This window comes from Mycobacterium sp. (assembly GCF_032161845.1).
Taxonomy (GTDB): Bacteria; Actinomycetota; Actinomycetes; order Mycobacteriales; family Mycobacteriaceae; genus Mycobacterium.
On record NZ_JAVRQA010000481.1, the window covers coordinates 1 to 22,520 of the forward strand.

29 protein-coding genes are annotated in these 22,520 nt (G+C 68.2%); 23 read left to right on the forward strand and 6 right to left on the reverse strand.

Going from position 1 to position 22,520, the window contains the following annotated elements:
- The 10 genes from QOD90_RS26125 to QOD90_RS26170 form a co-directional block, all read left to right on the forward strand.
- Positions 1–1,583: bifunctional uroporphyrinogen-III C-methyltransferase/uroporphyrinogen-III synthase (locus tag QOD90_RS26125; protein ID WP_526354546.1), on the forward strand; the 1,583-nt coding region annotated here is incomplete at its 5' end.
- Between the two features lie 11 nt (positions 1,584–1,594).
- Positions 1,595–2,575, forward strand: coding sequence for a porphobilinogen synthase (gene hemB, locus QOD90_RS26130; protein WP_526354547.1), 981 nt, complete (start codon positions 1,595–1,597; stop codon positions 2,573–2,575).
- Positions 2,572–3,018, forward strand: coding sequence for a hypothetical protein (locus QOD90_RS26135; RefSeq protein ID WP_526354548.1), 447 nt, complete (start codon positions 2,572–2,574; stop codon positions 3,016–3,018). The genes hemB and QOD90_RS26135 overlap by 4 nt, the downstream gene beginning before the upstream one ends.
- A 24-nt stretch (positions 3,019–3,042) precedes the next feature.
- Positions 3,043–3,468, forward strand: coding sequence for a hypothetical protein (locus tag QOD90_RS26140; RefSeq protein ID WP_526354549.1), 426 nt, complete (start codon positions 3,043–3,045; stop codon positions 3,466–3,468).
- Positions 3,465–3,941 (forward strand): transport-regulating membrane protein Mce1N, encoded by a 477-nt coding sequence (gene mce1N, locus QOD90_RS26145; protein WP_526354550.1) that lies wholly within the window; start codon positions 3,465–3,467, stop codon positions 3,939–3,941. The genes QOD90_RS26140 and mce1N overlap by 4 nt, the downstream gene beginning before the upstream one ends.
- The gene (locus tag QOD90_RS26150; protein WP_526354551.1) at positions 3,938–4,174 is read left to right on the forward strand and encodes a hypothetical protein; all 237 of its coding nucleotides are present in this window, start codon (positions 3,938–3,940) and stop codon (positions 4,172–4,174) included. Before mce1N ends, QOD90_RS26150 begins: the two co-directional genes overlap by 4 nt.
- A 51-nt stretch (positions 4,175–4,225) precedes the next feature.
- Positions 4,226–5,092, forward strand: coding sequence for an oxygenase MpaB family protein (locus QOD90_RS26155; protein WP_526354552.1), 867 nt, complete (start codon positions 4,226–4,228; stop codon positions 5,090–5,092).
- Positions 5,079–5,669: a TetR/AcrR family transcriptional regulator gene (locus QOD90_RS26160; protein ID WP_526354553.1), complete on the forward strand. Its 591-nt coding sequence runs from the start codon at positions 5,079–5,081 to the stop codon at positions 5,667–5,669. The genes QOD90_RS26155 and QOD90_RS26160 overlap by 14 nt, the downstream gene beginning before the upstream one ends.
- A 73-nt stretch (positions 5,670–5,742) precedes the next feature.
- Positions 5,743–6,006 (forward strand): hypothetical protein, encoded by a 264-nt coding sequence (locus QOD90_RS26165; RefSeq protein WP_526354554.1) that lies wholly within the window; start codon positions 5,743–5,745, stop codon positions 6,004–6,006.
- Positions 6,007–6,024: 18 nt separating this feature from the next.
- Positions 6,025–6,522 carry a pyridoxamine 5'-phosphate oxidase family protein gene (locus tag QOD90_RS26170; protein ID WP_526354555.1) on the forward strand — a complete coding sequence of 166 codons (498 nt, stop codon included), beginning with the start codon at positions 6,025–6,027 and terminating at the stop codon, positions 6,520–6,522.
- Here QOD90_RS26170 and QOD90_RS26175 read toward each other — a convergent pair.
- Positions 6,508–6,888, reverse strand: coding sequence for a nitroreductase family deazaflavin-dependent oxidoreductase (locus QOD90_RS26175; RefSeq protein WP_526354578.1), 381 nt, complete (start codon positions 6,886–6,888; stop codon positions 6,508–6,510). The genes QOD90_RS26170 and QOD90_RS26175 overlap by 15 nt on opposite strands.
- A gap of 62 nt (positions 6,889–6,950) precedes the next feature.
- On the opposite strand from QOD90_RS26175, the gene QOD90_RS26180 reads away from it, so the two are divergent.
- From QOD90_RS26180 to QOD90_RS26220, 9 genes are read left to right on the forward strand one after another with little or no spacing between them, the layout of a single operon-like run.
- Positions 6,951–7,337, forward strand: a complete 387-nt coding sequence (locus QOD90_RS26180) for a nitroreductase/quinone reductase family protein (protein ID WP_526354556.1) — start codon at positions 6,951–6,953, stop codon at positions 7,335–7,337.
- Positions 7,338–7,357: 20 nt separating this feature from the next.
- Positions 7,358–8,749 carry a cytochrome P450 gene (locus QOD90_RS26185; RefSeq protein ID WP_526354579.1) on the forward strand — a complete coding sequence of 464 codons (1,392 nt, stop codon included), beginning with the start codon at positions 7,358–7,360 and terminating at the stop codon, positions 8,747–8,749.
- A 31-nt stretch (positions 8,750–8,780) separates the two neighbouring features.
- Positions 8,781–10,094: a glutamate-1-semialdehyde 2,1-aminomutase gene (gene hemL / locus QOD90_RS26190; protein ID WP_526354557.1), complete on the forward strand. Its 1,314-nt coding sequence runs from the start codon at positions 8,781–8,783 to the stop codon at positions 10,092–10,094.
- A complete protein-coding gene (locus QOD90_RS26195; protein ID WP_526354558.1) occupies positions 10,091–10,705 on the forward strand; it encodes a histidine phosphatase family protein in 615 nt (204 codons plus the stop codon). The genes hemL and QOD90_RS26195 overlap by 4 nt, the downstream gene beginning before the upstream one ends.
- Positions 10,706–10,743: 38 nt before the next feature.
- The gene (locus QOD90_RS26200; protein WP_526354581.1) at positions 10,744–11,328 is read left to right on the forward strand and encodes a TlpA disulfide reductase family protein; all 585 of its coding nucleotides are present in this window, start codon (positions 10,744–10,746) and stop codon (positions 11,326–11,328) included.
- 50 nt (positions 11,329–11,378) lie between these two features.
- A complete protein-coding gene (locus tag QOD90_RS26205) occupies positions 11,379–12,131 on the forward strand; it encodes a cytochrome c biogenesis CcdA family protein (RefSeq protein ID WP_526354583.1) in 753 nt (250 codons plus the stop codon).
- Positions 12,132–12,136: 5 nt separating this feature from the next.
- Complete coding sequence (gene resB, locus QOD90_RS26210; RefSeq protein WP_526354560.1) at positions 12,137–13,702, forward strand: cytochrome c biogenesis protein ResB; 1,566 nt, start codon at positions 12,137–12,139, stop codon at positions 13,700–13,702.
- The gene (gene ccsB / locus QOD90_RS26215) at positions 13,699–14,673 is read left to right on the forward strand and encodes a c-type cytochrome biogenesis protein CcsB (protein WP_526354562.1); all 975 of its coding nucleotides are present in this window, start codon (positions 13,699–13,701) and stop codon (positions 14,671–14,673) included. Before resB ends, ccsB begins: the two co-directional genes overlap by 4 nt.
- A gap of 2 nt (positions 14,674–14,675) precedes the next feature.
- On the forward strand, positions 14,676–15,785 hold the full coding sequence (locus QOD90_RS26220; protein ID WP_526354564.1) for a MinD/ParA family ATP-binding protein: 1,110 nt from the start codon (positions 14,676–14,678) through the stop codon (positions 15,783–15,785).
- A gap of 7 nt (positions 15,786–15,792) precedes the next feature.
- On the opposite strand, the gene QOD90_RS26225 is transcribed toward QOD90_RS26220, so the two are convergent.
- The gene (locus QOD90_RS26225) at positions 15,793–15,951 is read right to left on the reverse strand and encodes a hypothetical protein (protein WP_526354585.1); all 159 of its coding nucleotides are present in this window, start codon (positions 15,949–15,951) and stop codon (positions 15,793–15,795) included.
- Positions 15,952–16,101: 150 nt separating this feature from the next.
- Here QOD90_RS26225 and QOD90_RS26230 point away from each other — a divergent pair, with 150 nt between their 5' ends.
- Together QOD90_RS26230 and QOD90_RS26235 are read left to right on the forward strand one after the other, a co-directional pair.
- Positions 16,102–16,380 carry a DUF4229 domain-containing protein gene (locus QOD90_RS26230; protein ID WP_526354587.1) on the forward strand — a complete coding sequence of 93 codons (279 nt, stop codon included), beginning with the start codon at positions 16,102–16,104 and terminating at the stop codon, positions 16,378–16,380.
- 10 nt (positions 16,381–16,390) lie between these two features.
- The gene (locus QOD90_RS26235) at positions 16,391–17,434 is read left to right on the forward strand and encodes an aminotransferase class V-fold PLP-dependent enzyme (protein ID WP_526354566.1); all 1,044 of its coding nucleotides are present in this window, start codon (positions 16,391–16,393) and stop codon (positions 17,432–17,434) included.
- 12 nt (positions 17,435–17,446) lie between these two features.
- On the opposite strand, the gene QOD90_RS26240 is transcribed toward QOD90_RS26235, so the two are convergent.
- From QOD90_RS26240 to QOD90_RS26255, 4 genes are all read right to left on the reverse strand, one after another.
- On the reverse strand, positions 17,447–18,094 hold the full coding sequence (locus tag QOD90_RS26240; protein WP_526354568.1) for a hypothetical protein: 648 nt from the start codon (positions 18,092–18,094) through the stop codon (positions 17,447–17,449).
- 88 nt (positions 18,095–18,182) lie between these two features.
- On the reverse strand, positions 18,183–19,052 hold the full coding sequence (locus QOD90_RS26245) for a 1,4-dihydroxy-2-naphthoate polyprenyltransferase (protein WP_526354570.1): 870 nt from the start codon (positions 19,050–19,052) through the stop codon (positions 18,183–18,185).
- Positions 19,053–19,077: 25 nt separating this feature from the next.
- A complete protein-coding gene (locus QOD90_RS26250) occupies positions 19,078–19,731 on the reverse strand; it encodes a DUF1345 domain-containing protein (protein ID WP_526354572.1) in 654 nt (217 codons plus the stop codon).
- Positions 19,732–19,768: 37 nt separating this feature from the next.
- A complete protein-coding gene (locus QOD90_RS26255; RefSeq protein WP_526354574.1) occupies positions 19,769–20,707 on the reverse strand; it encodes an ANTAR domain-containing protein in 939 nt (312 codons plus the stop codon).
- Positions 20,708–20,832: 125 nt separating this feature from the next.
- Between QOD90_RS26255 and QOD90_RS26260 the strand changes: the two genes are divergently transcribed.
- Positions 20,833–21,609: an S-methyl-5'-thioadenosine phosphorylase gene (locus QOD90_RS26260; protein WP_526354589.1), complete on the forward strand. Its 777-nt coding sequence runs from the start codon at positions 20,833–20,835 to the stop codon at positions 21,607–21,609.
- The coding region (locus tag QOD90_RS26265; protein WP_526354576.1) for an NAD-dependent epimerase/dehydratase family protein at positions 21,606–22,520 on the forward strand (915 nt) is incomplete at its 3' end. The genes QOD90_RS26260 and QOD90_RS26265, both read left to right, overlap by 4 nt.

The window sequence follows — 22,520 nt, forward strand, 5'->3', positions numbered from 1 at the left end:
TGACGACGAGGGCGCGCACGGTTCTGGCCAACGCGGCACTGGTCTTCACGGACCCTGACGTACCCGAGGCGGTGCTCGCCATAGTTGGCTCCGAGCTGCCGCCCACGTCGGGCCCGGCGGAGGCAGCACCGCAAAACGACGACACCGCACCAGCGGAGGCGGCCCCCGCCACCATCCCCGGCGGCGCCGACATTCGCCCCGCACTGGGTGATCCGACCGAGGTCGCAAAGCTTCTGGTGCACGAGGCGCGGACCGGCGTCGACGTCGTGCGACTGGTGGCGGGCGATCCACTGTCGGTCGACTCCGTGATCACCGAGCTGAGCGCGCTGGCGCGCACGCAGGCGCACTTCGAAATCGTCCCAGGGCTCTCGCCGGGCGCGGCGGTGCCGACGTACGCCGGGCTGCCGCTCGGTTCGTCGCACACCGTCGCCGACGTGCGTGGTGACGTGGACTGGGCCGCCCTTGCTGCGGCCCCCGGTCCGCTGATCCTGAACGCCACGGCGACTCACCTCCCCGATGCGGCGCGCACGCTTATCGAGTACGGGTTGACCGAGTCGACGCCGTGCGTCGTGACCGCGAATGGTACGACGTGCCAGCAGCGTTCGGTGGAATCGACGCTGTCTGGATTGCTCGACAAGGCGACGCTGGCCGCGGCCGGTTCCGACGGCCTGGCCGCCGGCCCGCTGGTCGGTCCGCTCGTCGTAACCATCGGCAAGACCGTCAGCAATCGCGCCAAGCTCAACTGGTGGGAGAGCCGGGCCCTGTACGGCTGGACCGTGCTGGTGCCCCGCACCAAGGACCAGGCCGGCGAGATGAGCGACAGGTTGGTCGGTCACGGCGCCTTGCCGATCGAGGTTCCGACCATCGCCGTCGAGCCGCCCCGCAGCCCAGCGCAGATGGAGCGTGCGGTCAAGGGGCTCGTCGACGGCCGCTTCCAGTGGGTGGTGTTCACCTCCACCAACGCCGTGCGTGCGGTGTGGGAGAAGTTCAACGAGTTCGGGCTCGACGCGCGGGCGTTCTCCGGTGTGAAGATCGCGTGCGTCGGACAGGCGACGGCAGATCGGGTTCGGGCGTTCGGCATCAACCCCGAACTGGTGCCGTCCGGGGAGCAGAGCTCGCTGGGGTTGCTCGACGAATTCCCGCCGTACGACGACATCTTCGATCCGGTGAACCGGGTTCTGTTGCCGCGCGCCGACATCGCCACCGAGACGTTGGCCGAGGGCCTGCGTGAGCGTGGCTGGGAGATCGAGGACGTCACGGCCTACCGCACCGTGCGGGCGGCACCGCCGCCCGCGCAGACGCGCGAGATGATCAAGACGGGCGGCTTCGACGCGGTCTGCTTCACGTCGAGCTCGACGGTGCGCAACCTCGTCGGCATCGCAGGCAAGCCGCACGCGCGAACCATCGTCGCGTGCATCGGGCCCAAGACCGCCGAGACCGCAGCCGAATTCGGGCTTCGCGTGGACGTCCAGCCGGAGACGGCGGCCGTCGGCCCCCTGGTGGAGGCACTCGCCGAACATGCCGCCCGGTTGCGCGCCGAGGGCGCCCTTCCGCCGCCGCGCAAGAAGAGTCGCCGGAGGTAGCGGGAGCTCGCATGCCCTACCCCCAGCACCGACCACGCCGCCTGCGGTCGACACCGGCCCTGCGCCGGTTGGTCGCCCAAACCTCTTTGGAACCGCGGCATCTGGTGCTGCCGATGTTCGTCGCGGATGGCATCGCGGAGCCGCAGCCGATTGCGTCGATGCCGGGAGTGGTTCAGCACACCCGTGATTCGCTGCGCAAGGCGGCCGCCGAGGCCGTCGCTGCGGGTGTCGGTGGGCTGATGCTGTTCGGGGTGCCACGCGACGAGGACAAGGACGCCAGCGGGTCGATCGGGATCGCCGAGGACGGCATCCTGAACGTCGCGCTGCGCGATCTGGGCGCCGATCTCGGCGACGAGACGGTGCTGATGGCTGACACGTGTCTCGATGAGTTCACCGATCACGGCCACTGTGGCCTGCTGACCGACGCCGGTCGGGTGGACAACGACGCGACCAATGCCCGTTACGTCGAACTTGCGGTAGCGCAAGCGAATTCGGGCGTTCACGTGGTGGCCCCGAGCGGAATGATGGACGGCCAGGTCGCTGCCATTCGCGCTGGTTTGGACGCGGCGGATCACACCGACGTGCTGATTCTGGCCTATGCGGCCAAGTTCGCCTCTGGGTTCTACGGCCCGTTCCGCGAGGCCGTGGCGTCGACCCTGAAGGGCGATCGCCGCACCTATCAGCAGGACACCGGTAACGCGCGCGAGGCGCTGCACGAGATCGAGCTCGACATCGACGAGGGCGCCGACATGATCATGGTCAAGCCGGCCATGGCCTACCTCGACGTGGTCCGTGCCGCTGCCGATGTGTCGCCGGTTCCCGTTGCCGCATATCAGGTTTCGGGTGAATATTCGATGATCAGTGCGGCGGCGGCCAACGGCTGGATCGATCTGCGGACCGTCGCGTTGGAGACGCTCACCAGCATCCGCCGCGCCGGCGCCGACATCGTATTGTCCTACTGGGCGGCCGACGTCGCCGACTGGCTGGCGTGACGGATCAGCAGCAGGGGCCGCCGCCTCAGGTCGAGCCGGCACCCCGTCCTGAGGACGTCGACACCGGCTTCTGGCTGTGGCTCGTCGCCCTACCCATGATGGTGATCGGCTACGTCGTCGATCTGGTGGCCGTCCCCGATGTCGTCTCGGGCGGCCCGAAGGGCTTGGTGTACGGGGTCTCTGGCGTCTTCTTGGCCGTGGTCGCTTCCGTCGTGCTGACGTTCCTGCTGCTGATGCGCCAGGGTTACCGATGGGTGCGGACGCTTCTCACCGGTGGTGGGGCGGCGACGATCGTGTACGCCCTAACGAATCTGTTCGGCGTCGACCGGCCCGCAGTGGCCGCCGTCGTCTACGCGGTGACCGCGATCATCGGGTCCGTATGCATCGCGGGTGGCGTTTACCTGCTGCATCGCAAGGATGCCCACGCCTTCTTCACGCGCTGAGCGGGACGATAGGCTGGCCCGACCATGCCCGACTCCACCGCGCCCGACTCCTCTGTGCCCGAATCCAGTCGGCCCCGCACCGTGACTACCGCCTTCTGGTGCTGGGTGGTCGCCGCGGTGCTGACGGCGGCGTTCGGAATGCTGTTGGCTACCCAGATCACCGCGGGGACGCCCCTGTTCATCCAGCTGGCCGGCGTGCTGTTGGTGGTGGTCGGCCTCGCGCAGGGCTACCTCGCGGGGCGCGCGCGCAAGGGGCTGAAGCGGCTCGCCAGCGCGGGGGTGGGGCTGGCCATGGCGTCGGTCGTGTTGCTCGCGGCGCTGCTCCTCTTCGGCGCGTCCGTGCTCGGTGTCGTCATCGTGGCCGCAATCATGATCCTGTTGATCACGGGGTCGGCGGCGACTCTGCGTCCGTCGTCTCAGCGGTGGTACGACAGCCAGGCGTCGGCATGACGGAAGCACAACCACCCGCGCCGACGGTGTTGTTCCAGGAGCCGGGAGCGAGCTGGTGGTGGCTGCTCGCCGGCCCCATTTCGGCGACGACGATGCTGCTCATTCAGCTGTCGTCCGGCTACGGGTGGCATCCCCTTCTGCCGCTGGTCTTCCTCGTCCTGGTCACCGGCTTCCTCGGATTGCAGGTCAAGGCCGCCCGCATTCATACGTCGGTGGAGTTGACGTCGGAGTACCTCCGCCAGGGCGCCGAGACCATCCTCATCTCGGAGATCGTCAGGATCTATCCGGAAGCCGACGGTCCCGACGTGCCTACCTGGCAGTCGTCGCGGGCGTTGGGGGAGTTGACTGGGGTGCCGCGCGGCCGCACCGGCATCGGCGTGAAGCTCAGCAGCGATCGTCGGGCGCAGGCGTGGGCGCGCAAGCACCGCCAACTGCGAATTGCCCTCACCTCCGTCGTCAACGAGCCTGCATGAAGTCCCGCGCCGTCATCGAGCTCCTGCTGGCCGGCCTGGCCTTGGCCGGATGCGTGGTGAGCTGGCTGGCTGCCCGGTCCGCGGCGGTCGCCGCCCCCGTCATCCCCTCGGAGCCGTCGATGCCGACGGTGACCTACGATCCGTCGCTGATCTTGCTGGCCGTAACGCTCTTGACGGTTGCCGGCGTGCTGGCCGTCCTCGGTGTCACCGGCCTGCGCCGCAGCTCGGAGTGAGCCTGATCACACCCGTTGGTACAAAGTGCAGAATCTGTAACACTGTTTCACATGACCGAACTGGCCGAGAACCCCCAGCTTGCCGACGCGCTCCCGCTCGGCCCCGATTCACTCGTCTGGAAGTACTTCGGCGACAACCGCACGTACCTGATCGGGCCGCGGCCCGCCGTGCTCCAGAACATGCTCGCCGAGCTGGGTCAGGGCGTGCTCGACCACTCGGTGTTCTTCTCGGATACCGCTGCCCGGGTCAAGCGTTCGATCCCGCCGATCATGATGACGGTCTACGGCGAGGACGACGACAACCCCGGCACGCGCGTGCGTGACTTCCACCGCGACATCAAGGGCGACATGCCCGCCGAAGACGGGGTGGCCAAGAGGTATCACGCACTCGATCCCGATACCTACTTCTGGGCGCACGCCACCTTCGTCGACCAGGTGCTGTACTTCGCCGATACGTTCGTCAAGCGGCTGACCGACGGCGAGAAGGAACGGATCTACCTGGAATCCAAGACATGGTACCGCCGCTACGGGGTCAGTGACCGGCCGATGCCCGCCGATTACGCCGGCTTCCAACGGTATTGGGACTCGATGATGGACGACATCGTCGTCGCGCACCCCACCGCGCAGTACGGCGTCGGCTACGTCACCAAAGGCTTCCCGAGACCGAAGGGCGTATCTCCGCTTGCATGGAAGCTGTTGTCCCCGTTGTTCAATCCCGTCGCAGCGTTCATCACCACCGGCGGCATGCCGCCGCGGGCCCGCGATCTGCTCGGCTTGCCGTGGGGCGACGGTCGGGAGCGGGCCTACCAGGCGTTCGCGGCACTGTGGCGGACGCGGGCCGTGAACTGGATGTGGGATCGACTGCCAATGCGGGTGCGCTACAACACGTTCGCTCAGGAGGGCTATGCCAGGGGATAGGACGATGGAGGCGATCCTCGATGCGGCGCTGGTCGAGTTCGAGCGCCACGGCATCCAGCGGGTCGCCCTCGACGACGTCGCGCGGCGGGCCGGCGTCAGCCGCACGACCATCTACCGCAGGTTCGCCAACCGCGACGAGTTGGTGGCGGCCGTCGTCGAACGCGAGAACGTCCTGCTGTTCGCGGACATCGCCGCGGAGCTGAAGCACGCCGAGAAGCCGGCGGACTACTACGTCGAGGCGTTCACGCAGTCGATTCTGATGTTCCGCAGGCACCGCGTGCTCAACCAGATGATGACCGACGAGCCTGCCTTGGTGCTGGAATTGGCCCGCCAGCATTACGGCGCCGCGATCGAGCGGATGTCCGAGGCGCTGCGCGTGATCTTCCCCGCCGGGTTCGCCGACCGGATCGGCCCCGCAGCCGTCAACGACCTGGCCGACACGATCCTGCGTTACGCCGCGGTGGTGCTGTTGCTTCCGAGTGTCGAGTCACTGAACACCCCCGACGAGCTACGGGCCTTCGCGACCAGGCACTTCGTCCCGAGCCTGCCTGCAGCGTTGCGCGCGTTGTCCGTGTAGCTCGTCTTGGACCCGCAGAGCAGAAGCGCCCAGCGAGTGTTTGGTAGCTCACACTTTCGGGCAGCCCCTAGTCATGGCTAACGATGAGCAAGGCACCATTCCGAAGCCGGAAGTGACCGACGAGCACCACGAAAAGGCCAAGGAGATGGCGCGGGCGTATGAGGACGACCGTCCGACCGTCTCGCTTCCAGGCACCAGCAATACCGTGACCGGCCAGGCCGTCGCCGATTGGGTCGATGATGACGGCAATCCGAAGTTCGGCGAGGTCAAGGAAGGCGAGGGCGTCAAGCGCGAGGACGTCTTGGGCTCCCGCGAAAAGACCATGGGCGAGGACTGACTCCCTAAGCTGGATCGCGTGACGCCGCTCGACCAGATTGCTCCCGCCTTTCGCGACATGGCCCACTCGATCGTGTGGGCGTCGGTCGCGACCGTCGACCGCGACGGCCGCCCGCGCTCCCGCATCCTGCATCCATTTTGGGAGTGGGATGGCGTCGATCTGATTGGCTGGATCGCCACGGTGCCGACACCGGTGAAGCGCGCTCATCTCAAGGCGAATCCAGAAGCCGCCGTTAGCTATTGGTCACCAAGTCAGGACACCTGCAGCGCCGAATGCGCCGTCCAGTGGTACACCGACGACGAGACGCGGAAGGCCGTCTGGGACAAGTTCGCCAACGGTCCCGAGCCCGTTGGGTATGACCCGTTCATCATCCCGATGTGGAGCGACGGGCCGACCTCCGAGCAGTTCGCGGTGTTGCGGCTGGCGCCATATCGGCTGCGGGTGATGCCGGCCGCCGTCTTGACCAAGGGTGAGGGCCAACCGCTGGCGTGGTCGGCGCCCCTAGCCGCGTCGTAGGACGACAGCCTGATCGAACGGCAGCCTGGCGAACACGGCCCGCCACGGCGTGTTCACTTCAGCGGCGGCCTCGGACTTCGTCATCACCCGGGGATCGGTCACGGGAAACGTGCGGCCGTAGCGCTTGACCCGGCCGCCACCGCTCGCCGTGATGTTCTTCAGCCAGTCACGGTTCGGGCCGTAGGTGAGCATGATCGCCACCCCGTCCGCGGTGGTGAAGACGGTCAGCGGGGTGCGGAAGGTCCTTCCGGACGTGCGTCCGACGTGTTCGAGGATCGCCATCATCGGGCTGTACCCCGCCCATAGCTTCTGGACGGGGTTGGTCACGTACTTGTTGAATCGGGCCACCCATTCGGGTATCTGCATGGCGCTCATCAAACTCCCGGCCATCCCTTTGCGGTAGAGGGTATTGAGGGCAGACTCGACCCATGGCCTACCTCAAGCCCCCGTGGTTCACCGCCAAGGTCTTCAACAAGGCCGCAATGGCGTTCGGGATCGGGGGCAGCGCGACGCTGACCGTGACCAAACGTGGCAGCAAGCAACCGCAGCAGATCCCTGTCGTCGTCCCCTCCGTCGAGGGGGTCAGGTACCTGGTGTCGACGCGGGGCGAGTCGGAATGGGTGCGCAACGTCCGCGCCGACCCGAACGTGAAACTCGGCGACGTCGGCTTCGTCGCCACCGAGGTGCCGGTCGAGCAGCGCGCGCCGATCATCGCCGTCTACCGGCCACTGGCCGGCAAGGTGGTCGACGGCTACTGGAAACAGCTGCCGGACGACGCCGACCATCCGGTCTTCGCACTGACCCCGGCAAGGTGAGTCTGGGCGACGCGGGGATCATGCCATCCGACGTCCACGCGCTTCCGCTGGTGCCGAAGAACCCGTTGTCCTATCGGCAGCTGCTCGAGGTCGTGCGGGAGTTCAACACCGGTGGCGAAGTGCTCAGCGCGGCTGGAGGCCCGGTCACCAGGATCGAACTGGGTCCGCGGTGGCTGGTGCCGCCGCTGGTGCTGGTCACCTCTCCGAAGGGGATCGGGGATGTGCTCGCCCGCAATCACGCGCTTGGCGAGCGGTGCATCGTGCACGACGAGGTTCGTCACCTGGCAGGCGACAGCCTCTTCGTCCTGCCCAACGAGCGATGGGTGCCGCGCAAGCGGGCCCTCCAGCCGGTGTTCACCAACCACAACGTCCGCCGGTTCGGCGGCCACATGTCCAGTGCGGCGCAGGCGGCGGTCGACGATTGGCGCGGCGTCGGCACCCTGGACGGTGGCCTGGACGTCGACCTCGACATCGCGTGTCGCCGCGTGACCATGCAGTCGCTCGGACGCTCGGTCTTCGGCATCGACCTCAACGAGCGCGCCGATGCGATCGTCGACTCCATGCACGTCGCCTCGTCCTATGCCGCCGACCGGGCTCTTCGGCCGGTGCGGGCGCCGCGGTGGTTGCCGACGCCAGCACGTCGTCGCGCCCGCGCTGCGGTGGCGGCGATGCTGCAGGTTGCCGACGACATCCTTCAGGCGTGTCGCGCCGATCCCGACCGCGATGCCCCGCTGGTGCATGCGCTGATTGCGGCCGCCGACCCGGTGACGGGCGCAGCATTGTCGGACCGCGACATCTGCAACGACCTGCTGATCTTCATGCTCGCGGGCCACGACACGACCGCCACCGCGCTGACGCACTCGCTGTGGGCGCTGGGGCACCATCCCGAGCTGCAGGACAGAGTCGCTGCGGAGGTCGCGACGATCGGCGATCGCGAGTTGACCCCGGCCGACGTTCCCCGTCTCGCGTACACCCGGCAGGTGCTCAACGAGTCATTGAGGCTGTGCCCGCCCGCGGCGGGGGTCGGCCGGTTGGCGTTGGCCGACTTCGAAGTGGACGGCTACCGGGTGCAGGCAGGCAGCATCGTCGCCGTCGGGATTCAGGCCGTGCACCGCGACCCCGCGTTGTGGGAGGACCCGATGGTCTTCGACCCCGACCGGTTCAGTCCGGAAGCCGTCGCCACGCGCCCGCGCTGGCAGTTCGTCCCGTTCTCGGGCGGCCCCCGGTCGTGCATTGGCGAGCACTTCGCGCTCCTGGAGACGACGCTCGCGCTCGCGACGATCGTCTCGTCGATCGAGATCCGCTCCCTCGACGACGACTTCCCCGTCGAGGTGCCCTACACGACGGTCGCCAAGGGGCCGATCCGCGCTCGGCTCACCGCGCGGACGCGTCCTCCTACACCCTGTAGTTGACGGTTCGGGCACTGCTGGGACACTGGTGGCCATGCGTGCTGACCCAAAGGCGGCCACCTCGGCACGGCTCTTCGCCGAGGCGTCCGCCGTCATTCCCGGCGGGGTGAACTCGCCGGTCCGTGCCTTCAACTCGGTGGGCGGGACGCCGCGGTTCATCACGTCGGCCGCCGGCTGCTGGCTCACCGACGCCGACGACAACCGCTACGTCGACCTGGTGTGCTCGTGGGGGCCGATGATTCTCGGCCACGCGCATCCCGCCGTCGTGGAGGCGGTCCAGCGGGCGGCCGCCGACGGGCTGAGCTTCGGGGCGCCGACACCCTCGGAGAGCGAACTGGCGCGGGAGATCGTGGGCCGTGTCGCCGCCGTCGAGAAGATCCGACTGGTCAACTCCGGCACCGAGGCCACCATGAGCGCGATCCGGCTCGCCAGGGGCTTCACGGGGCGCTCGAAGATCATCAAGTTCGCCGGCTGCTACCACGGCCACAGTGACGCGTTGCTGGCCGACGCGGGCTCGGGGGTGGCAACGCTCGGTCTGCCATCCTCGCCTGGCGTCACCGGCGCGGCAACCGCCGACACGATCGTGTTGCCCTACAACGACATCGGCGCCGTCGAAAGCACCTTCGCCGAGTTCGGTGATGACATCGCCTGCGTCATCACCGAAGCCGCGGCGGGCAACATGGGCACGGTGGCCCCGCTTCCTGGCTTCAACGCTGCGTTGCGCCGCGTCACTGCCGAGCACGGGGCGCTCCTCATTCTCGACGAGGTGATGACGGGCTTCCGGGTGAGCCGATCCGGTTGGTACGGAGTCGATCCCGTCGATGCGGATCTCTTCGCCTTCGGCAAGGTAATGAGCGGCGGCCTGCCCGCAGCGGCATTCGGTGGTCGCGCGGAGGTGATGGAGCGACTGGCGCCGCTCGGACCCGTCTATCAAGCGGGCACGCTGTCGGGCAACCCGGTCGCGATGGCGGCGGGGCTCGCCACGTTGCGCGCCGCCGACGCCGCCGTCTACGCGACTCTGGACGCAAACGCCGACCGGCTGGCCGGCCTGCTGACCGATGCCCTGACCGAAGCCTCTGTGACACATCGAATTTCGCGAGCGGGGAACATGCTCAGCGTCTTCTTCACCGACGGGCCCGTCGTCGACTTCGCCGCCGCCAAGGCGACCGAGACCTGGCGCTTCCCGCCGTTCTTTCACGCGCTGCTCGACGCGGGCGTCTACCCGCCCTGCAGTGCCTTCGAGGCGTGGTTCGTCTCGACGGCGCTCGACGACGATGCCTTCGAACGCATCGCCGCGGCCCTGCCCGCCGCCGCCCGTGCCGCCGCCGAAGCAGGCAGGCCCGCATGACCGACAAAACGATCGTGCACGTGATGCGCCACGGAGAAGTGCACAACCCGGACAAGATCCTCTACGGTCGACTGCCCGACTTCCACCTGTCCGACAAGGGCCGCGCCCAGGCCGCGCGGGTGGCCGACTGGCTGGCCGGCCACGACATCACCTACGTCGTCGCGTCCCCGCTGGAACGGGCCCAGGAGACCGCGGGACCCATCGCCGCGACGCACGGCCTGGCGATCGACACCGACGACGACCTCATCGAGTCATTGAACGTCTTCGAGGGCGAGCGGGTGTCCCCTGGCGACGGCGCCCTGCGCAACCCCCGCAACTGGTGGTACCTGCGCAACCCCCGCCAGCCATCGTGGGGGGAACCGTACGAGCACATCGCCGAGCGCATGCAGACCGCGCTCTATCGGGCCAGGGACAAGGCCACCGGCCACGAGGCGGTCTGCGTCAGCCACCAACTGCCGACCGCGACCCTGCGGCGCTCGTTGACCGGCCACACCCTGCACCACCTACCGACCGCGGCGAACCGGATGTGCAACCACGCGTCCCTGACGTCCTTCTACTTCCACGACGAGGCGTTGGTCGGCTGGAGTTATGCGGAGCTGGCTGGCCAGTGAGACCGCTGGTGGCTTCTCTGGTGGCCTGTCTTGTTTCGATGGCGGTGCTGCTGACTGGATGCGCGACCGGTGACGACGCCGTCGCCCAGGGCGGCACCTTCGAGTTCGTGGCGCCGGGCGGCAAGACCGACATCCTGTACGACCCGCCCGAGAGTCGAAGTCGCCCAGGCAAGATCAGCGGCCCCGAGTTGACGGATCCGACGAAGACGATCTCCCTGGGCGGCGCGAGCGAAGCGACGGGGAATGGCAACGACTTCGCGGGCAAGGTCGTCGTGATCAACGTCTGGGGACAGTGGTGCGGGCCGTGCCGCTCGGAGATCCCCGAACTCGAGAAGGTTTACGACGCCACCCGCGCCGACGGTGTCGCTTTTCTCGGCATCGACGTACGCGACAACAATCGGGACGCCGCAGTCGATTTCGTTACCGACCGAAAGGTCACGTACCCGTCGATCTACGACCCTGCCATGCGCACCATGATCGCGTTCGGTGGCAGGTATCCGACCACCGTGATCCCGTCGACCGTCGTGCTCGACCGCCAGCACCGGGTCGCGGCGGTGTTCCTGCGCGAGCTGCTCGCCGAGGACCTGCTGCCCGTCGTGCAAAGGCTGGCAGCCGAGAAGTGACCAGTGAAGTGACGTACCTCGCGGTGAGCATCGACCAGGTCGGCACGTTGATGTCGGCCGGTCCGCTGGTTCTCGCGGTCTTGGTCAGCGTGCTGGCCGGGTTCGTCTCGTTCGCGTCACCGTGCGTGGTGCCATTGGTGCCCGGCTACCTGTCCTACCTCGCAGCGATCGTCGGGGTGAACGACGGGGACGCGTCCGCCGTGTCGGTCAGGACCGGTCGGCTGCGGGTGGTGGGTGCCGCCGCCCTGTTCGTAGCCGGGTTCACCGTGGTATTCGTGCTGGGAACCGTCGCGGTGCTCGGGCTGACCACCACGCTGTTGATCAATCAGCTTCTGCTGCAACGCATCGGCGGTGTCGTCACGATCGTGATGGGGCTGGTGTTCGTCGGGTTCATCCCCGCGCTACAGCGAGAGGCAAGGTTCACGCCCAAGCTGTTGTCCACGATCGGCGGTGCGCCACTTCTCGGCGCGGTCTTCGCCCTCGGCTGGACGCCGTGTCTTGGCCCGACGCTGACCGCGGTGATCGCCGTCGCGTCGGCCACCGATGGCGCGGGCGTCGCGCGCGGTGCGGTCCTCGTCGTTGCGTACTGTCTGGGTCTGGGAATCCCGTTCCTGCTGTTGGCCTTTGGATCCGCCTGGGCGGTTCGGGGGCTGGGTTGGCTGCGCCGCCACACCAGGGGCATCCAGATCTTCGGTGGTGTGTTGTTGATCCTGGTCGGCACCGCCCTGGTGACCGGACTGTGGGCCGACTTCATCTCCTGGGTGCGGGACGCGTTCGTCAGCGACATCCGGTTGCCGATATGAGACTGATGAAACGCCTTGCGGCGTATGCCAGGAACACCTGGCGCACCCTGACCTCGATGGGAACGGCGCTGGTGCTGCTGTTCCTGCTGGCCCTCGGCGCGATCCCCGGCGCGCTGGTGCCGCAGCGCAGCCTCAACGCGGGCAAGGTCGACGAGTACCTCGCCCAGCACCCGCTGATCGGGCCGTGGCTGGATCGGCTGCAGATGTTCGACGTGTTCTCCAGTTTCTGGTTCACGTCGATCTACGCGCTGCTGTTCATCTCACTGGTGGGTTGCCTCACGCCGCGGTTGGCCGAGCACGTCCGCAGCATGCGCGCGCTGCCCGTCGCCGCGCCGCGGAACCTCGCCAGGTTGCCCAAGCACCAGACGATCGACGCTGCGGGCGAGACCGAGACCGTCGCCGCCGACGTCGAGCGGCGCCTCAAGGGTTGGCGTCGCACCAGTCGCCGCGATGGCGATGCCATCGAAATATCTGCGGAGAAGGGCTATTTCCGGGAGTTCGGCAACATCGTCTTTCACTTCTCGCTGCTCGCCCTCCTGGTCGCAGTGGCCGCGGGCAAGCTGTTCGGCTATGAGGGCAACGTCATCGTCGTCGCCAACGGTGGGCCGGGATTCTGCTCGGCGTCTCCTGCCGCGTTCGACTCGTTCCGGGCGGGCAACACCGTCGACGGCACCTCGCTGCATCCGGTCTGCCTGCGGGTCAACGACTTCGACGCCAACTACCTGCCGAGTGGGCAGGCGCTGAGCTTCGCGGCCAACGTCGAGTATCAGGCCGGTGACGACCTCGACACTGACACGTGGCGGCCCTACCGGCTCGAGGTCAACCATCCGCTGCGCCTCGGCGGTGACCGGCTGTACCTGCAGGGTCACGGCTACGCGCCGACGTTCACGGTCACCTTCCCCGACGGGAAGAAGCGCACCCAGACCGTGCAGTGGCGACCCGACGATCCGATCACCATGCTGTCGTCGGGGGTCATCCGCGTCGACCCGCCCGGCGGCACATATCCGAACGCCGGTGAACGGCGCAAGAACCAGATCGCGATCCAGGGGTTGTTCGCGCCGACCGAACAACTCGACGGCAAGCTGCTGTCATCGAGCTTCCCCGCGCTGAACGATCCGGCCGTCGCCATCGACATCTATCGCGGTGACACGGGTCTGGACACCGGGCGGCCACAGTCGCTCTTCACCCTCGACCCCAGCCTCATCGAACAGAAGCGACTCAACAAGCAGGCCCGGGTGAACCTGAAGGCGGGGGAGTCGTCCCGGCTGAACGACGGCACCGTCGTCGCGTTCGACGGGGCGGTGCCATTCATCAACGTGCAGGTGTCCCACGACCCGGCGCAGATCTGGGTGCTGGTGTCGGCGATGGCGATGATGGCCGGGCTGCTGGTGTCGCTGGTGGTGCGCCGTCGTCGCGTCTGGGTTCGGGTGTCACCGGCGTCGCCGGGTACCGTAAGCGTCGAGCTTGGCGGCCTCGCACGCACCGACAACTCCGGGTGGGGCGACGAGTTCGAGAAGCTGACCGCGCGGCTGGTGCCCTCGGCGGAAGAAGACGGGAGACAACGCGCATGAACCCGCACATCGACATCGGGCTCGCCCGCTATTCGGACCTGGCCTTCACGTCGACGATCGTGGTGTTGGTCATCGCCCTTCTGCTGCTCGCCGTCGAGCTCGCGTACAGCGGCAGCCGCAAGGCGGACGCCCGCGAGCTGGTGACCGCAGGCGTCGCCGCCGACAGCGCCAGGCCAGGGGTCGTCGTCGACGCCGCCCCGAGGCGTCTGGTCGACGAGCGGATCGGTCGGGCCGGCCTTGCGCTGGTGTACCTCGGCACGGCGATGCTGTTGGTCTGCATCGTGCTGCGCGGCCTGGCGACCTCACGCGTGCCGTGGGGCAACATGTACGAGTTCATCAACCTGACCTGCTTCAGCGGCCTGGTCGCGGCGGCCATCACGCTGCGTCGCCCGAAGTACCGCGCGCTGTGGGCGTTCGTGCTGCTTCCGGTGTTGATCCTGCTGGCAGTGTCGGGCAAGTGGCTGTACTCCAATGCCGCTCCGGTGATGCCGGCCCTGCAGTCCTACTGGTTGCCGATCCACGTGTCGGTGGTCAGCCTCGGCTCCGGGGTATTCCTGGTCGCGGGCGTGGCCAGCATGCTGTTCCTGCTCAAGATGTCGCCGCTGGGTGACCCCGGCCGGGACGGCAGGCTGGCCGCGGTCATCGCGCGCCTGCCCGACGCGCAGACGCTGGACCGGATCGCGTACCGCACGACCATCTTCGCGTTCCCGATCTTCGGTTTCGGCGTGATCTTCGGCGCCATCTGGGCCGAGGAGGCGTGGGGCCGTTACTGGGGCTGGGACCCCAAGGAAACCGTCGCGTTCATCGCCTGGGTCGTTTACGCCGCCTACCTGCATGCCCGCTCGACGGCGGGCTGGCGGGACCGCAAGGCCGCGTGGATCAACGTCGTCGGGTTCGTCGCGATGGTGTTCAACCTGTTCTTCATCAACCTGGTCGTGACCGGGCTGCACTCCTACGCGGGGGTGGGCTGAGATTGGATTCTCGAGGGGGGCCTCCCCGCCTACCTGAGCAACCACCGGGGTTCCGCTCGCAGCAGCGCTTCTCCGATCCTTCGCAGGCGATACCTCCGGAGTGGACGGCGCCGACACCGCCTCACGGCATGCCCGTCGTGAAACTGCCGGCACCGCCGCCCGAACCCGAGGCCCGGTCGCCGTACTTGGATCTGTCGACCGTCGCGCTGCTGGGTCAGCCCAAGCGCAAGCCGAGTGCGGGCTGGCGGCGCTGGGTGTACCTGGGTTCGTTCACCCTGGTTAATCTCGGTGAGGGACGCAAGGTAATGCGCCGCAACGAGCTCACCGCGCAGGCCGGTCGGCCCCTTCGTGGGTGCTACCGAATCGCGTTGCTGTCACTGAAGGGTGGCGTCGGCAAGACCACGATCACCGCGACCCTCGGAGCGACGTTCGCCTCTGCGCGCGGCGACCGCGTCATCGCCGTCGACGCCAACCCCGACCGTGGCACGCTGAGCCAGAAGGTGCCGCTCGAAACACCGTCGACGGTGCGTCACCTGCTGCGCGACGCCGAGGGCATCAGTAGCTACGGCGACGTCCGCTCTTACACGTCGCAGGGCCCTAGCCGGCTGGAAGTGCTTGCCTCGGAGAGTGATCCGGCCGTGTCGGAGGCGTTCAGCAGCGACGACTACCAGCGGACGCTCGAGGTGCTCGAGCGCTTCTACAGCCTGGTGCTCACCGACTGCGGGACGGGCATGCTGCACTCGGCGATGTCGGCCGTGCTGAACAACGCCGACGTATTGATCGTCGTCAGCTCCGGTTCGGTCGATGGTGCCCGGAGTGCCTCCGCGACGTTGGACTGGCTGGACGCCCACGGCTACCAGCAACTGGTGGCCAACTCGGTCGCGGTGATCAACGCGGTGCGGCCGCAGTCGGGTCGAGGCGGTTCGCGCGTCGATCAGAAGAAGGTCGTGGACCACTTCGCCCGCAGGTGCAAGGCGGTGCTGCAGGTGCCGTTCGATCCGCACCTCGAGGAAGGCGCGGAGATCAGCCTCGATCGGTTGAAGGTGGAGACCCGCGACGCCCTGACGGAATTGGCGGCCGTGGTCGCAAGCGGATTCCCCGGCGCCCGCTAGAAGGAACTCAGCGCGGGTCCTTGCCGTGGTTGAGCCGGTTGAGGAACTCGGGGTCGTCATCCGGCCCGATGGTCCTGGTTCTCGGCCGATTGGCGGCGGCGCGCACCAGGCGCCAAGCCCCGTAGGCCAGACCCGCCAAGATGACGACGAGGAGAACGAACTGCAGCACAAAAACCTCCTTCTAGTAAATATACGCGCCGTCGGTAGGCTCGGGCCCGTGACTGGTTCGGAGGGCAGGAGCGAAGCGACCGGGGATTCGGTGTCGGAGGGCAGGAGCGATGGGACCGGTGAAGCGACGACTCGGCCCGGTGCGCGGATGGTGGTCGACGTTCTGATCTACACGATTGCTCGCCTGCTGCTGGTCGGCGTGCTCACCGTGGCGATCTATCTCGGTGGGCACCTGCTCGGCATCCGCGAATTTCCGATCGTGGTGCCGTTGCTCTTCGCGATCGTGTTGGCCCTTCCGCTGGGCATCTGGCTGTTCGCCCCGCTGCGCCACCGTGCCACCGCCAGCATGGCCGTGTTCGACGACCGCCGGCGCCGCGACCGCGAACAACTGCAGTCCCGCCTGCGCGGCGACGAACCACCCGCCTAGTGACGAAAGTATGACGACTGCGCCACGGGTGGCGTTCGGGGCGGAATTCGTCGGCGCCGCAGGGTTTCTCAACTCGCCGACCTACGGGCTGCCGCCATCGTTCCTGATCGACGGTCTGAATGCGCGCGTCGGCGAATGGCAGGCGGGCACCATGGACGTGCCGTCGTTCGACGAATCGGTGCGTCGCGCGCGGGCTGCCTATGCCGACCTAGTCGGCGCGACCGTCGAGTCGGTGACGATGGGTGGCAGCGTCTCGGCTCTGCTCGGGTTGGTCGCTGCGGCCATCCCCGACGGCAGCCGGGTCGCGACTCTGGCAGGCGAGTTCACCAGCACCACCTTTCCGTTTGCTGCTCAGGCGGCCCGCGGGGTGACCGTCACCGAGATGACGGGCGAGGAGTTGATCGCCTCGGCTGCGGCTTACGACGTCGTGACGGCGAGCCTGGTGCAGTCCGCCAACGGCGACCTGCTCGACGTCGAGGGGTTGCGCACCGCGCTGGCGGGTGCCGGCACCATCACCGTCGTCGACGTGACGCAGGCGGTCGGCTGGAAGGCACTCGATCTGGGTTGGGTCGACGTCACGGCCGCGGCGGTCTACAAATGGCTGCTCGCTCCGCGAGGAACTGCCTGGATGTCGTTGAGCGACAGGGTTTCTCAGTTCATGACACCACACCTCGCCAACTGGTACGCCGGTGCGGAGCCGTGGTCGTCGATCTATGGGCTGCCGCTGCGGCTGGCCGACGACGGCCGCCGGTTCGACACGTCGCCCGCGTGGTTCGGCGCGTTCGGCGCGGGACTGACGATGCCGTGGCTGGCCGCGCTCGACCGCGGGGCCGTCGAGGCGCACTGCCTGGGTTTGGCCACCCGATTGCGCGCGGAATTCGAGCTGCCGCACCTGAATTCTGCGATCGTGTCACTGCCGTTCGCGGATGCCGCGGAGAAGCTCAAGCGGGCGGGGATCCGGGCGTCGGTGCGGGCTGGCGCGGTGCGGGTCGGCTTTCATCTGTACAACACCGAGGACGACCTGCAGCAGCTGCTCGACGCCTTGGCGGGGTAGCCCGCTGCTGGCTCAACCGTCGAGCTGCCCGGCGATGCCGCGCTCGATGCCCTCCCGCGTCGTGGCAGGCAAGACGACGAGACCGTCGAGTTCCTTGCCCGCCAGGGTGTAGGCCTGTTCGCGTTCGTTCTGCGTCGCGCTGGGGTCCGCCGCCACGCTAAGCAGGCTGCGGGCGCGGGCGATTCGCTGCTGATCCTCCGCCGAGAAGTCGCTGCGGCGCCTGCGGATCGCCTCGGTCTCGGCCGCGTCGAAGGCCGTCGTGTAGTCCTCGACCGCCGCGAGGTACTGGGCGGCCGCCACGCGGTCGTCGAATAGGTCTTCGGCCTTGGCGGGGCGCAGCAGGTCCGCGCGCAACTTCGCCTTGTGAAAGGCGGTCGTCAGCGGTGCCCGCATGTCGGTCATCAACGGGAAGTCGAGCAGCTTCTCGGCGTCGAGTTCGTACTCCATCCAACGGGTGTCGGTCCTGGCGTGCTCATCGAGGGTGCGGGTGATGATGCGCCACAGCGCGGCGGGGTTCGTCGACGTCGGTCGTGACGGGTCGGCCTCTTGCGGTGCCGACGACCGCTGTACCCGCTGCCACACGTTGACTCCGGCGATGACGACGCCGACCACCGGCACCAGGAGCAGCAGCAGCTCCGCCAACCGAAACACGATGCCCACCCCGTCAGGATGCCACTGTCCGTCGAGTGTGCGGTGAGGGTGACGACACGCCGATGTGGACCGCCCTCACCGCACGCTCGACTGGCGATCAGCCGAACGCCAGCGCCGCCGCCACGGCGATCGACCAGATCAACATCGTCAGCCCGGTGTCGCGCAGTACGGGGATGAGGTCCTTGCCGCCGAGGCCGGCGCGCACGGGTGACGCGGCCCGCACCGCCAGCGGTGACGCCACCAGTCCGGCCACACACCACGGCGTCGCGAGCGCCAGGACCACGGTCAGCACGAACGCCAGCGCCACCAGTACCTGGAACAGCACGCGGGTACGACCGTCGCCGAGCCGCACCGCCAACGTGATCTTGCCCGATTGCTCGTCCGTCGGGATGTCGCGAAGGTTGTTGGCCACCAGCACCGCTGACGACAAGGCGCCCGTCGCGACCGCGAGCGCGGCACCGACCCAGTCCACTCGCAGCGCTTGCGTGTACTGCGTGCCGAGCACGGCGACGAGCCCGAAGAACACGAACACCGCGACTTCGCCGAGGCCGATGTATCCGTAGGGCTTCGAGCCGCCGGTGTACAACCACGCGCCCGCGATGCACGCCGCGCCGACGGCGATCAGCCACGGCTGGCTGAGGATCGCGAGCGCCAGGCCCGCCACGGCACCCACCCCGAGGCTGAGCGCCGCCGCGGTCGCCACGGCGCGCGGTGAGGCCAGTCGGGATCCGACGAGCCGCAGCGGTCCTGCCCGTACGTCGTCGGTGCCGCGGATGCCGTCGGAGTAGTCGTTGGCGAAGTTGACGCCGACGATCAGGGCCAGCGACACGATCAATGCGAGCAGAGCCTTCCACCACACGGCGTCACCGAGCCAGGCGGCCGCGCCGGTGCCTGCGATCACCGGGGCGATGGCGTTGGGCAACGTCCGGGGACGGGCGCCCTCGATCCACTGCGCGAATGTTGCCACGCCGGTCATCGTCGCACGGGCGCCCTCAGTGACCGACGCCGAGCAGGCTGGCCACCAGGTTGATGGTGATGGCGAGGATGATCGCGCCCAGCAGAAACGACAGCAGGGCGTGGCGGAGCGCCGTCATCCGCACCGGCCGGGTGGTCAGGTCGGTGTCCGAGACCTGGTAGGTCATGCCCAGCGTGAACGCCAGATACGCGAAGTCGCCATAGTCGGGCCGGTAGCCCTCGTCGTGGAAGTCGATGCCGCCGTCGTCGGCTCCGCCGTAATACAGCCGGGCGTATCTGAGCATGTAGATGGTGTGCACGGTGACCCACGCCGCGACGACGCTCAGTGTCCCGACGACGGCGGCGGCCACGTCACCGCCCGTCGCGCCGGCGACGAGCAGATAGCCGACGCCACCGAGGCTGGCGACGCTGGCGATCAGGACGGCGAGGTCGAGGATCCACGGGGTGGAGTCATCGTCGCGATACTTGGTGGCGTGTGCCTTGGTGGCGACGGCGTCGAGGCGCCCGACGATGAGCCAGGTCCACGTCAGGTAGGTCAGGGCGGCGACGATCCAGCCGGCAGGTGGCGAATAGGGCCAGCCCGCGGTGACGCCGACCGCGATGCCTGCGGCGACGCCGAGCGGTACGGCAATCGCGATCCGCAGGCCGATCGGGGCATCTGGGAGTCCCATCGCGGTGAGTCAAGCACAACCAGCTGTGAACGCTGGGTCAGCAGGCTCGGACGGAGTCTTCGGGCGGGCCGCAAGGCCTGTGCTTCTCGGCGCCGACGAGGCGGCGCGCGACCTCGACGAGTGGGACGTTCGAGTCCTGCGACAGTTTCGTGAGCAAACTGAAGGCGCTTTCGGCGTCGACGTCGTATCGCTCCATCAACATGCCCTTGGCCTGACCGATGACGTCGCGGGAAGCCAGGGCGCGCCGGAACTGGGCGTCTTGGCACAGGATCGTCCAGGCCAGGGCGGTATAGCTGGCGAAGGCCGCTGCGCCGTCCGTCGGGTGGCCGGCGAAGGCATCGGGCTCTTCGGCGTAGAAGTTCAGTGCGCTGCTGGTCTGCGTGCGACTGCTGGCCATCGGGACGGAAAGCACTGATCGAATCGGCGTATGGGTCAACGCTTCTCGTCGATAGTCCGGCCAACGCCGCTCGGTGTTCAGGTCGTCGACTTGCACGGTGCGATGAAGCCGGATGGCCTCCAGGCAGGGGCCTTGGTGGTGACGATCCTGCACGGCGTCGAGAAAGGCCGGATAGCGCCCGGTGGCGCTGGGGGTGTCGACGTGACGGTGCCGGTGCAGCGCGGTGATGCCGGCGTACCTGGCGCCTGGCACGTGACGGGCCGCGGCGGCGACGAGTTCATCTACGGCGAACAGCATGTCGGCAGGCGCGAGATGGGGAAGGTCGCGGACCAGATTCGCGGCGCCAAGCTGGAGGTCGTCGAGCGACAGGGCCTCGGCCGTGCCGTCGAGGTGGCGACGCTCGGGCCGGACGGGCACCGGGTCACGCGCGGCCGCAGTGATGACCGCGACGGCTGCCTCGGTCGTCGACTGCTCGTAAAGGCTGGCCAGGCGGGTCAGCAGGGAATGAGCGGCCTCGAACTCGACGTCGTGACGCGTGGTCAAGATCGCCGTGGCCCGGGTGATCGCATCCTGGAGCATGTCCCCCGCCTACTTGGTCGGTTATTGCCGGTATCGGGGTAGCCAAAATCCGTGCCGAGCAAACGGGGGTGGCCGCCCTGCACCGCCGTGCGCTGGTCGCCGGTGAGATGGGCGAGAATGGGGCCATGCTCGGAGTCATCGGAGGCAGCGGCTTCTATACGTTCTTCGGCCCGGATGCCCGGAGCATCAGCGTCGACACCCCGTATGGCGCACCGAGCGGCGCCATCACCGTCGGCGCGGTCGGTGAACACGAGGTCGCGTTCCTGCCGCGGCACGGCGCCAACCACGAGTTCTCCCCGCACACCGTGCCGTACCGCGCGAACATGTGGGCGCTGCGCGCGCTCGGCGTGCGGCGGATCTTCGCCCCGTGCGCGGTGGGCAGCCTGACCCCCGACCTCGGTCCGGGCTCGATGGTGGTGCCCGATCAGCTCGTCGACCGCACCAGCGCTCGCGCGGACACGTTCTTCGACTCCGGCGGCATCCACGTCGGCTTCGCCGATCCGTACTGCCCGACGCTGCGTGCCAACGCCACCGGCCTGCCAGGTGTGGTCGACGGCGGCACCATGGTGGTGATCCAGGGGCCGCGGTTCTCGACGCGCGCGGAGAGTCGCTGGTTCGCCTCGCAGGGTTTCACGCTGGTCAACATGACCGGATATCCGGAGGCAGCGCTCGCCCGTGAACTCGAGATGTGTTATGCAGCAATCGCTTTGGTGACTGATCTGGATGCAGGCATCGAGTCGGGCGCCGGTGTGACGGCAGTGGACGTGTTCGCCGAGTTCGAGAAGAACATGGTGCCGTTCAAGAAGCTGGTGCACGAGGCCATCGGTGCCGTCGAGCAGGTCCGCACGTGTACGCATTGCCTGCCGCACGAGGGCGTCACACTGCCGATCGACCTGCCGTGAAGGTTCTGGTCACGGGTGCGGCGGGTTTCATCGGCTCGAGGGTGTGCGCGGCGCTGACCGCGGACGGCCACGACGTCGTCGCGGTCGACGCGATGCTGGCCGCCGCACACGGGAGCGCCATCACGCCGCCCGAGGGCGTGCTCGAGGTCGACGTCCGGGATGCGTCCGCAATCGCGTCGCTGTTGCCGGGGGTCGACGTGGTGTGCCATCAGGCGGCCGTCGTCGGCGCCGGAGTGGACGCCTCCGATGCGCCGAATTACGGCAGCCACAACGACTATGGAACGACCGTGCTGCTCGCCGAGATGTTCGCCGCGGGCTGCCACCGGCTGGTGCTGGCATCGTCGATGGTGGTCTACGGCCAGGGCGGCTACGAATGTCCCGAGCACGGCACCGTCGACCCGCTGCCTCGCACGCCCGCGGATCTGAACGCGGGCATCTTCGAGCATCGCTGCCCGATCGGCGGCGAGGAATTGCGCTGGCGGCTGGTGGGGGAGGACGCCCCACTGCGGCCGCGCAGCCTCTACGCCGCGAGCAAGACCGCCCAGGAGCACTATGCGCTGGCTTGGAGTGACGCCGTCGGCGGCTCCGTCATCGCGCTGCGCTACCACAACGTGTACGGCCCGATGATGCCGCGCGACACCCCCTACTCCGGGGTGGCGGCGATCTTCCGGTCGGCCATCGAAAGCGGAGAACCTCCAAGGGTTTTCGAGGACGGTGGTCAGATGCGGGACTTCGTCCACGTCGACGACGTGGCCGCCGTCAACGCCGCGGCGGTCTCTGCTGCCGGGGACGGGCTGGTCGGCTTCTCCGCATTGAACGTGTGTTCGGGGCGGCCCATCTCGATCATGGACGTCGCCACCAAGATCTGTGCGGCTCGCGAGGGGCAGCCACCCGTCGTGACCGGTCAGTAC

What these genes read in the sequence shown, in the direction of transcription:
- hemB (WP_526354547.1), top strand. Translation starts at nt 1,595, where the DNA reads ATGCCCTACCCCCAGCACCGACCACGCCGCCTGCGGTCGACACCGGCC.
- QOD90_RS26140 (WP_526354549.1), top strand. Translation starts at nt 3,043, where the DNA reads ATGCCCGACTCCACCGCGCCCGACTCCTCTGTGCCCGAATCCAGTCGG.
- mce1N (WP_526354550.1), top strand. Translation starts at nt 3,465, where the DNA reads ATGACGGAAGCACAACCACCCGCGCCGACGGTGTTGTTCCAGGAGCCG.
- QOD90_RS26150 (WP_526354551.1), top strand. Translation starts at nt 3,938, where the DNA reads ATGAAGTCCCGCGCCGTCATCGAGCTCCTGCTGGCCGGCCTGGCCTTG.
- QOD90_RS26155 (WP_526354552.1), top strand. Translation starts at nt 4,226, where the DNA reads ATGACCGAACTGGCCGAGAACCCCCAGCTTGCCGACGCGCTCCCGCTC.
- QOD90_RS26160 (WP_526354553.1), top strand. Translation starts at nt 5,079, where the DNA reads ATGCCAGGGGATAGGACGATGGAGGCGATCCTCGATGCGGCGCTGGTC.
- QOD90_RS26165 (WP_526354554.1), top strand. Translation starts at nt 5,743, where the DNA reads ATGGCTAACGATGAGCAAGGCACCATTCCGAAGCCGGAAGTGACCGAC.
- QOD90_RS26175 (WP_526354578.1), bottom strand. Translation starts at nt 6,888, where the DNA reads ATGCAGATACCCGAATGGGTGGCCCGATTCAACAAGTACGTGACCAAC.
- QOD90_RS26180 (WP_526354556.1), top strand. Translation starts at nt 6,951, where the DNA reads ATGGCCTACCTCAAGCCCCCGTGGTTCACCGCCAAGGTCTTCAACAAG.
- QOD90_RS26185 (WP_526354579.1), top strand. Translation starts at nt 7,358, where the DNA reads ATGCCATCCGACGTCCACGCGCTTCCGCTGGTGCCGAAGAACCCGTTG.
- hemL (WP_526354557.1), top strand. Translation starts at nt 8,781, where the DNA reads ATGCGTGCTGACCCAAAGGCGGCCACCTCGGCACGGCTCTTCGCCGAG.
- QOD90_RS26195 (WP_526354558.1), top strand. Translation starts at nt 10,091, where the DNA reads ATGACCGACAAAACGATCGTGCACGTGATGCGCCACGGAGAAGTGCAC.
- QOD90_RS26200 (WP_526354581.1), top strand. Translation starts at nt 10,744, where the DNA reads ATGGCGGTGCTGCTGACTGGATGCGCGACCGGTGACGACGCCGTCGCC.
- QOD90_RS26205 (WP_526354583.1), top strand. Translation starts at nt 11,379, where the DNA reads ATGTCGGCCGGTCCGCTGGTTCTCGCGGTCTTGGTCAGCGTGCTGGCC.
- resB (WP_526354560.1), top strand. Translation starts at nt 12,137, where the DNA reads ATGAAACGCCTTGCGGCGTATGCCAGGAACACCTGGCGCACCCTGACC.
- ccsB (WP_526354562.1), top strand. Translation starts at nt 13,699, where the DNA reads ATGAACCCGCACATCGACATCGGGCTCGCCCGCTATTCGGACCTGGCC.
- QOD90_RS26230 (WP_526354587.1), top strand. Translation starts at nt 16,102, where the DNA reads ATGGTGGTCGACGTTCTGATCTACACGATTGCTCGCCTGCTGCTGGTC.
- QOD90_RS26235 (WP_526354566.1), top strand. Translation starts at nt 16,391, where the DNA reads ATGACGACTGCGCCACGGGTGGCGTTCGGGGCGGAATTCGTCGGCGCC.
- QOD90_RS26250 (WP_526354572.1), bottom strand. Translation starts at nt 19,731, where the DNA reads ATGGGACTCCCAGATGCCCCGATCGGCCTGCGGATCGCGATTGCCGTA.
- QOD90_RS26255 (WP_526354574.1), bottom strand. Translation starts at nt 20,707, where the DNA reads ATGCTCCAGGATGCGATCACCCGGGCCACGGCGATCTTGACCACGCGT.
- QOD90_RS26260 (WP_526354589.1), top strand. Translation starts at nt 20,833, where the DNA reads ATGCTCGGAGTCATCGGAGGCAGCGGCTTCTATACGTTCTTCGGCCCG.